The sequence below is a fragment of the Sphingomonas molluscorum genome, assembly GCF_039522995.1.
GTDB classification, from domain to species: Bacteria; Pseudomonadota; Alphaproteobacteria; order Sphingomonadales; family Sphingomonadaceae; genus Sphingomonas; species Sphingomonas molluscorum.
Map to the genome: position 1 here is coordinate 25,450 of NZ_BAAAEL010000016.1, position 7,408 is coordinate 32,857.

At 64.4% G+C, this 7,408-nt stretch carries 8 protein-coding genes, 2 tRNA genes and 1 riboswitch; of the genes, 4 read left to right on the forward strand and 6 right to left on the reverse strand.

Annotation, left to right across the window (positions count from 1 at the left end):
* Positions 1–212: 212 nt before the first annotated feature.
* Positions 213–1,139 carry a 5'-nucleotidase gene (locus ABDZ92_RS16485; RefSeq protein WP_125962039.1) on the forward strand — a complete coding sequence of 309 codons (927 nt, stop codon included), beginning with the start codon at positions 213–215 and terminating at the stop codon, positions 1,137–1,139.
* 36 nt (positions 1,140–1,175) lie between these two features.
* Here ABDZ92_RS16485 and ABDZ92_RS16490 read toward each other — a convergent pair whose 3' ends face one another.
* Both ABDZ92_RS16490 and ABDZ92_RS16495 read right to left on the reverse strand, forming a co-directional pair.
* Positions 1,176–1,448: a DUF2442 domain-containing protein gene (locus ABDZ92_RS16490; protein ID WP_125962040.1), complete on the reverse strand. Its 273-nt coding sequence runs from the start codon at positions 1,446–1,448 to the stop codon at positions 1,176–1,178.
* Positions 1,432–1,665, reverse strand: coding sequence for a DUF4160 domain-containing protein (locus ABDZ92_RS16495; protein ID WP_125962041.1), 234 nt, complete (start codon positions 1,663–1,665; stop codon positions 1,432–1,434). The genes ABDZ92_RS16490 and ABDZ92_RS16495 overlap by 17 nt, the downstream gene beginning before the upstream one ends.
* Positions 1,666–2,046: 381 nt before the next feature.
* Between ABDZ92_RS16495 and ABDZ92_RS16500 the strand changes: the two genes are divergently transcribed.
* Positions 2,047–2,568 (forward strand): hypothetical protein, encoded by a 522-nt coding sequence (locus ABDZ92_RS16500; protein ID WP_125962042.1) that lies wholly within the window; start codon positions 2,047–2,049, stop codon positions 2,566–2,568.
* Positions 2,569–2,697: 129 nt separating this feature from the next.
* Here ABDZ92_RS16500 and ABDZ92_RS16505 read toward each other — a convergent pair whose 3' ends face one another.
* From ABDZ92_RS16505 to thiC, 3 genes are all read right to left on the reverse strand, one after another.
* Positions 2,698–3,474: a helix-turn-helix domain-containing protein gene (locus ABDZ92_RS16505; protein ID WP_125962043.1), complete on the reverse strand. Its 777-nt coding sequence runs from the start codon at positions 3,472–3,474 to the stop codon at positions 2,698–2,700.
* Between the two features lie 88 nt (positions 3,475–3,562).
* Positions 3,563–4,129, reverse strand: a complete 567-nt coding sequence (locus tag ABDZ92_RS16510) for a DUF2199 domain-containing protein (protein WP_272695577.1) — start codon at positions 4,127–4,129, stop codon at positions 3,563–3,565.
* A complete protein-coding gene (thiC, locus tag ABDZ92_RS16515) occupies positions 4,126–6,057 on the reverse strand; it encodes a phosphomethylpyrimidine synthase ThiC (protein WP_125962045.1) in 1,932 nt (643 codons plus the stop codon). The genes ABDZ92_RS16510 and thiC overlap by 4 nt, the downstream gene beginning before the upstream one ends.
* 28 nt (positions 6,058–6,085) lie before the next feature.
* Positions 6,086–6,195, reverse strand: a riboswitch (TPP riboswitch).
* Between the two features lie 110 nt (positions 6,196–6,305).
* Between thiC and ABDZ92_RS16520 the strand changes: the two genes are divergently transcribed.
* A tRNA-Arg gene (locus ABDZ92_RS16520) sits at positions 6,306–6,382 on the forward strand.
* A gap of 195 nt (positions 6,383–6,577) precedes the next feature.
* Positions 6,578–6,654 (forward strand) — tRNA-Arg (locus ABDZ92_RS16525).
* Between the two features lie 410 nt (positions 6,655–7,064).
* Here ABDZ92_RS16525 and ABDZ92_RS16530 read toward each other — a convergent pair.
* Positions 7,065–7,408: hypothetical protein (locus ABDZ92_RS16530; protein ID WP_343763979.1), on the reverse strand; the 344-nt coding region annotated here is incomplete at its 5' end.

A 7,408-nucleotide genomic window follows, 5' to 3' on the forward strand; every position in this document is an offset into this window, starting at 1 on the left:
GGTGCGGGGCTCAACCTGAGCGGCCCGCGGGCCCACTCGCGGAGCAGCTCCACCGGAGCCATTTATTCAAAGTCTCGCAGTTGGTCTCGATCTCTGACACGTGCGCGACTAGTCGGCGTCTGTACTCCTGGAACGAAGACGCCCTCTGTCTTACAGGGGGCTCCGGGACAGCATTGCTTGGCTACAGAAAAACTTGGTCTATACTCACGGATATGGCCTATCCTATCGAAAACAAGCTGGTTGTAGGTATCACCTCTACCGCCTTGTTCGACTTCTCCAAAGAACAGCAGATTTTTGCGACTGAGGGGCTTGAAGCCTTCCGGCGGTATCAAGCTGAACACCGGAATGAGGTGCCCTCTCCCGGCGCGGCGTTCCCATTTATTAAACGACTCCTCCACCTAAACAAAGTCTTCCCGGATCAGAGCCCGGTGGAGGTGGTTTTGCTTTCTCGCAACGATCCTGAGGCAGGGCTTCGAATGATGGACGCCATGCCTCACTACGACTTAGCCATTACCCGAGCTTTCTTTTTATCCGGGAAAGCACCCTATCCCTACATGGCTTCCGTGAATGCGAGCCTCTATCTCAGTACAAACAAGGATGAAGTTCGAGAGGCTGTCGCGGGGGGGTACCCAGCCGGTCACGTCTTGCCCTGCGCTGCGGCTGCGGACGACGAAGACGATACTCAACTCAGGATCGCTTTCGACTTTGACGGTGTTCTCGTCGACGATGAAGCAGAAGCGAAATACGCGATTGGGGGACTGCCGCTGTTCCACGATTACGAGTTTGTAAACAGAACCAAGCCGCTGAAGAATGGGCCTTTGATGCCGCTGCTACAGCGGCTTTCAAACATCCAAAAGCTTCAAGTTTTGAATGAGAACCGAACTAACAGCTCAGATAAGGCAGTTCGTATATCCATTGTGACTGCCCGAAACGCGCCAGCACATGAGCGCCTGATTACGACGATGAAGCACCTGGGGCTAGAAGCCGACGAACTTTTCCTTACAGGAGGTATCGAAAAAAAGAACATCCTCGATGTAATGAAGCCCCAGATCTTCTTTGACGATCAGATAGGGCATCTTGAGCCGGCAGCTGAGAGTACCCCGTGCGTTCACATCCCATTTGGGATACGGAATCAATGATCATCGCGTCCAGGTGTCAACGGCAAACGCGCTGATTCAGATCGCCTTTGCCGCGTCGCGACGCGCCGGCACCCCGTTGAGCAGCCCGTCCGTGCTCAGATCCTCGTCCAGTTCTGGCCAGTGAATGCCGTAGCCACCGGCGCAGGGTTCCCAGATGGCGCGCTGCTCCGGGGTAGCGTGGAGCAGGCGGGGGTACCAGGCGAGCGGGACCGAGATGGTGCGGCCGTCGATCAGGTCGACCGTGAGGGTGGAGTCGTCGCAGCGCACGTCCTGCACGCGCTCGTCCGTGATCCTAGCGGAAATGTTCATGCCATGCCTCCAGCAGCGCCGCCCGATGGTCTGCCACCAAGCGCAATATGGCATTGATCTCCGGCGGCCGGAACCCGCGGTTGCGTGCCAACTCGACCGGTTCCAGCCAGGCCTTCAAGGATGCGCCGCCGCGGTCGACATGAACATGCGGCGGCTCGTTGGGTTCGTGGCTGAAGAAATAGAAGCGGTAGCCTTGGAGTCGCAGGATGGTCGGCATCGGAGTTCCTTTCGCGACGCCGGACCATCTATGGCACCTCCGCGGTCCGGTCGTGTGCGAAATCAAGCCCATTCCGATGGGACCAGTTACCGCCGTCAGGTTGTCCGTCGGCAGCAGTTGGCGCACCTCACCCTCACACGATAGATTCCCCCTACCTTCCAGCTGTCGCCATCGCGGTCGAGCAACACCGTCTCGGTCGCGCCGCGCTTGTTCCCGAAAGTCGTGCGGAAGCGGATGCCATCACCGTCGAAATGCGCCCGGCGCATCCCCGGCGCCGCGATCGGCGGGGACTACGTGGCTCCCTCAAGGGAACGAAGCGCTCCTCCACTTTGTTCGGGTCGCTGTCGTCACGGAAGTGGCGAATGGAGAGGGAGAATCATCATGGTCCATGCATCGGCTATTTTCGACACCCACGCGGAAGCAGAGCGCGCGGTTTCCGAACTGCGAACTGCTGGCGTGAACGACACCGATTTGTCGATCATCGCCCATCATGGCGGCACCACGACCGCCACGTCGGGTGAAGGCGAGATCACGGACGAGCATCATCGCAACGTGCTGCGCGGCATCCTAGGTGGCGGCGCGCTGGGCGCTGGCCTCGGCGTTGCGGCACTCGCCATTCCCGGCGTGGGCCCGCTTGCGGCAGCGGGCGCGATCGCTGCTTCCGCAGTGCCGGAAGCCATGGCGATCGGCGCCGGCCTGGGCGCATTGACGGGAACGTTCAACGAGGTGCTGACCAAGCACGGCGTCAGCGAAGACGATGCGACCTATTATGGCGGACGCATGAAGGATGGCGGCGTCGTCGTGACCGTCGGCGGATCGGGCATCGATGGCGATCGCGCTCGCGAGATCCTGTACCGGAACGGCGGACATAATTCGACGCAGGCTCGCGCCTCCGCATACTGACCTTCAAAGGGCCGGGGCTACCACGCCTCGGCCCTCCTCTTGCCGCGCGGCAGGGACGCGTGACAGGCTTCGGGCGTTACCGGACGCCGCGGCGGATGCGTTCCCGACCCGGCGACCACGCCTTCGCGCTCACTGGATATAGATCCCCACCACCTTCCAGCTGTCGCCTTCGCGGTCGAGCGAGACCGTCTCGGTTGCGCCGCGCTTGTTCTCGAAATCGGTGCGGAAGCGGACCATGCGGTAGCCCTTGGGCGGCGCGGGCACGTCCGCTTCGCTGAGCAGCTGGCGCGACAGCATGCGGCCGAGGGGCACGCGCGCCTGTTCGGAGGCGGCTTGCCAGGCGGCGACGCTGTTGAGCGACCGGAAGGACTGGCCGGTCGCGTCCCAGCTTTCCTGCCACTTGCTCGCGTCGAGCAGGGCGAGAAAGGCGGACGCTGCGCGGGTGGCGGGGGTCTCGGTCGCGGGCGCGGCGGCTACGGCGGGCGGCGTGCCGGGCGCCTGCGTGCCGGCTTGCGGCGGCTGGGTGGGGGCGGACAGGGCGAGCAGGGTGATCAGGAACGGGATCATGGCGAGTCCTCCGATGGCCCAGGCCGTCTTCGGGGGCGAAGGCGGCTCGGTGCTGGGCTGCCCGGACTGCTGATCGACCGGCGGGGGCGGGGCATCCCCGAACCGTGTGTCCCCGAGGCTTTGGGGGGCGGCCTCGCGCTGGCGGAGCAGGCGGGCGGCCTCCTTGCTGGTGGAGACGGAGAGCTTGCGGCGGGCGTCGCGCAGGCGCTCGTTGATCGTGTGCACCGACAGATCAAGGTGGCGCGCCATCGACTTGGCGTCATGCCCCTCCAGCAGCAGGCGAAGCGTCTGCTTCTCCTTCTCGGTGAGTGCCTGGAGCCCGTCGGCCATGACCGCCATTTCCTGTCCTTTCGAGGGCGGATGCTAGGGCGCGGGCGGGGTGCGGGTCACCCCAAAATCCTTGTACCTGCGGTGGGCCGACGTGCGATCAGGCGGCGGGCGCGTGGCCATAGAAGTGCAGAAGGGCGAGCAGCCGCTGCGCGCTGACGCCCTCATGCTGGGCGATCGCGAGCGGGTGGGAGTCGTCCTGCACCAACAGGGTGGGACGCTGCCGGCCGGGCTGAGGATAGACGAGGAGGGCGAGCGGTTCCTCATCCGTGAAGTGCTCGAGCCGGTTGCTGAGCCAGCCGGACCACGGGCCCCAGTCGGGAAAGCGGCCGTCGTCGAAGCCTGAAAGGTAGAGGTCGAAGTTCGCACGGGACAAGGTGGACCAGCACCCGAACCCGAACTTTTCCGCGAGGCCGTGCACCGGAATTTCCAGCACCGCGCGAACGAAGAAGTAGCGCCCCTCAAGCACGCAGAAATCTTCCGAAAGAAAGTCTCCGTCGAAGCGGATTGCGCCGTTCGGCTCGCGATCGCTGTCATGCGGCCACGGGTCTGGAGCGGCCGCGGCGAGATCCATCAGCCCGCTGTGGCGTTCGCCGCAACCCGCGCATCGCCACTCGCCCGCCAGGGAGGCGAGCGGCGATGCGCGCTTGCGGCGGAACCAGCTCACTCGGCGGCGGGGAGGTAGACCTCGCTGCCCTTTTCGCGGAAGCGCTCGCTCATTTCGGCCATGCCGGCTTCGGCAGAGGCTGCGTCCAGCGGTGACACCCCTCCACCATGCTTCGCAGGGTCCCCCTCCCCTTGCAGGGGAGGATGGGCGGCGACGAAGCTTTCGACGGGCGCGTTCTGCTTCGCCGCGAACTCGCGCACTTCCTGGGTGATCTTCATCGAGCAGAACTTGGGCCCGCACATGGAGCAGAAGTGCGCGGTCTTGGCGCCTTCCGCCGGCAGGGTCTGGTCGTGGTAGCTCTCCGCCGTGTCGGGATCGAGGCTCAGGTTGAACTGGTCGCGCCAGCGGAACTCGAACCGGGCGCGGCTCAGCGCGTCGTCGCGCAGCTTGGCGGCCGGGTGCCCCTTGGCGAGATCGGCGGCGTGGGCGGCGAGCTTGTAGGTGACGACGCCGACCTTCACGTCGTCGCGGTCGGGCAGGCCCAGATGCTCCTTGGGCGTGACGTAGCAGAGCATCGCGGTGCCGTACCAACCGATCATCGCGGCGCCGATGCCCGAGGTGATGTGGTCATAGCCCGGCGCGATGTCGGTGGTGAGCGGCCCGAGCGTGTAGAAGGGCGCCTCGCCGCACGCCTCCAGCTGCTTGTCCATATTCTCCTTGATCTTGTGCATCGGCACGTGGCCGGGGCCCTCGATCATCACCTGGACGTCCTGGTCCCAGGCGCGCTTGGTGAGCTCGCCCAGCGTATAGAGCTCGGAGAACTGGGCCTCGTCATTGGCGTCGGCGATCGAGCCGGGGCGCAGGCCGTCGCCGAGCGAATAGGCGATATCATACGCCTTCATGATTTCGGTGATCTCGTCGAAGCGCTCGTAGAGGAAGCTCTCCTTGTGGTGCGCCAGGCACCATTTCGCCATGATCGATCCGCCGCGGCTGACGATGCCGGTGACGCGCTTGGCGGTCATCGGGATATAGGGGAGGCGGACGCCGGCGTGGATGGTGAAATAGTCGACGCCCTGCTCGGCCTGTTCGATCAGCGTGTCGCGGAAGATCTCCCAGGTCAGCTCCTCGGCGATGCCGCCGACCTTTTCGAGCGCCTGGTAGATGGGGACGGTGCCGATCGGCACGGGCGAGTTGCGCAGGATCCACTCGCGCGTGTCGTGGATGTTGCGGCCGGTCGACAGGTCCATGACCGTGTCGGCGCCCCAGCGGATCGACCAGACGAGCTTGTCGACTTCGGCCGCGACGTTGGAGGCGACGGCGGAATTGCCGATGTTGGCGTTGATCTTGACCAGGAAGTTGCGGCCGATCGCCATCGGCTCGCTTTCCGGGTGGTTGACGTTGTTGGGGATGATCGCCCGGCCGCGGGCGACCTCGTCGCGGACGAACTCGGGCGTGACGAAATCGGGGATGGCGGCGCCCCAGCTGTTGCCGTCGCGGGTCGCCGCCTCGTGCATCGCGGCGCGGCCCAGATTCTCGCGGGCGGCCACATATTCCATCTCGGGCGTGACGATGCCGCGGCGGGCATAGTGCATCTGGCTGACGTTCATGCCGGGCTTGGCGCGCAGGGGCCGGTGGATGCGGCGCGGGAACTGCGGCACGCCGCCGGAGCGATCGGGGCCGAGCTGGCCATTGTCCTCGGGCCGGATCTCGCGCGCGTCATAGGCCTCGACATCGCCGCGCGCCTCGATCCAGGCGCGGCGGAGCTGGGGGAGCCCGGCCATGATGTCGATCTCGGCCGCGGGATCGGTATAGGGGCCGGAGGTGTCGTAGACGCGCAAGGGCGGCTCGCCGGAGCTCGGATCGAGGTCGATCTCGCGCATCGCCACGCGGATCTGCGGGTTGCCGGGCGCGGGGACGTGCACCTTGCGCGAGCCGCGGATGGGGCCGGTGGTTACGCCGATAGAGGTCTTTGCCGGGATGTCTGCCATGGTTCCACTCCACATGGAGGAAACGGACGCTGGCCGACCGCTCCCTCCCTACGCCGGTGTCAGCCGGATCAGGTTCAGCGGGTCGCGGGCTCCTGCCCACCTCTCAACCGCGGCATAGCGGTCCCCCGGGGATGGGCATGGTGTACGCGGGTTCGGGGCGGAGGCCAAGCGATAGTGGTGGCGGCGACCCGCGACGCGAAAACGGCTGGCGTCGGGACCAAGGCTTTGCTAGGCGCATCCACCGGCCGGCACCCGTAGCTCAGCTGGATAGAGCGCTGCCCTCCGAAGGCAGAGGCCACAGGTTCGAATCCTGTCGGGTGCGCCAGTTTTCTACTATAAACACAGTCGTTTAGCAAGCCGGGCAGTTTGCGTATCGGAACCCGAAAATCGTCGCGGAAGCGTGGCGGAAGCAGTAACAGGCGTACCGTAGCGTGGCGCAGCCCGTTCTCGGGGGGGTAGGCGCCGACCTGCTTCACAGGTTGACCTTTCGGGCCCGAGCGGGGATAGCTCCTCGGGTGCGGCACCCGTAGCTCAGCTGGATAGAGCGCCACCCTCCGAAGGTGGAGGCCACACGTTCGAATCGTGTCGGGTGCGCCATTTCACCTTCCATGACCGTGGTGCTTGCTAGGTGCGCACCGGTCGAGAAGCGGCCGCAGTAAGTGATCGTAAAGGCTACAGTTTCCGGCCGTTTCTAGGTGAGGTGTAGGTGCGTTGCAGCGCGCCCCACCCGCCAAATTGTCCTGTTCCAGACGTGCTACCGGCTATCGCGGCGTAGACGCGTCTGATTCAAAATCCAGTTCCGAGAGGAGTGCCGGTTCGACCCCGGCGACCCGCACCATCAAAATCCTTGTCCAAAACAATCACCGTCGCGACAAGATGGGACTCGCCGGGGCTTAATCTGCCATCGCGCCGAACGTGAGCGGGGGAAGTGATCGGCTGTGAGAGGCCAGTCACGGTGCAGTGCTCTTGATGCGGCGACGAGCCCGGCTAACATCAGTATTTGAGGTTCAATTATTCGGCTCATGTAAACCTGATTGACAAGCGTGGGTTCGACCAGCGGCATGGCCCCAGTCGAAAAGTCGCATCATATACTGGCGATCAAACAGCTCGTGCGGCGCACTGTCGAAGGTTGGATCGATGGCTTCGATGCATAGGCTTACGTTTGAACCTTCGGCGAACGCCCGATAGCTTCCGATCGCGCGCCGATCGCTTGCCCCGATCACCGTTTCAAGCGCCCGTTCTATAATCGAGAACGCACTTGGCGCTACGGTCATGTAACGCGGTGCTAGGGTCAGGACTCGTTGATCACAGCCAGAAGATGACGGTGGCAGCGAGGGCGATTGCGGAGAAG

Bases quoted from the DNA above. Each gene is read 5' to 3' on its own strand.
- ABDZ92_RS16505 (WP_125962043.1), bottom strand. From the start codon at position 3,474: ATGGCGGTCATGGCCGACGGGCTCCAGGCACTCACCGAGAAGGAGAAG.
- thiC (WP_125962045.1), bottom strand. From the start codon at position 6,057: ATGGCAGACATCCCGGCAAAGACCTCTATCGGCGTAACCACCGGCCCC.
- ABDZ92_RS16485 (WP_125962039.1), top strand. From the start codon at position 213: ATGGCCTATCCTATCGAAAACAAGCTGGTTGTAGGTATCACCTCTACC.
- ABDZ92_RS16490 (WP_125962040.1), bottom strand. From the start codon at position 1,448: ATGAACATTTCCGCTAGGATCACGGACGAGCGCGTGCAGGACGTGCGC.
- ABDZ92_RS16495 (WP_125962041.1), bottom strand. From the start codon at position 1,665: ATGCCGACCATCCTGCGACTCCAAGGCTACCGCTTCTATTTCTTCAGC.
- ABDZ92_RS16500 (WP_125962042.1), top strand. From the start codon at position 2,047: ATGGTCCATGCATCGGCTATTTTCGACACCCACGCGGAAGCAGAGCGC.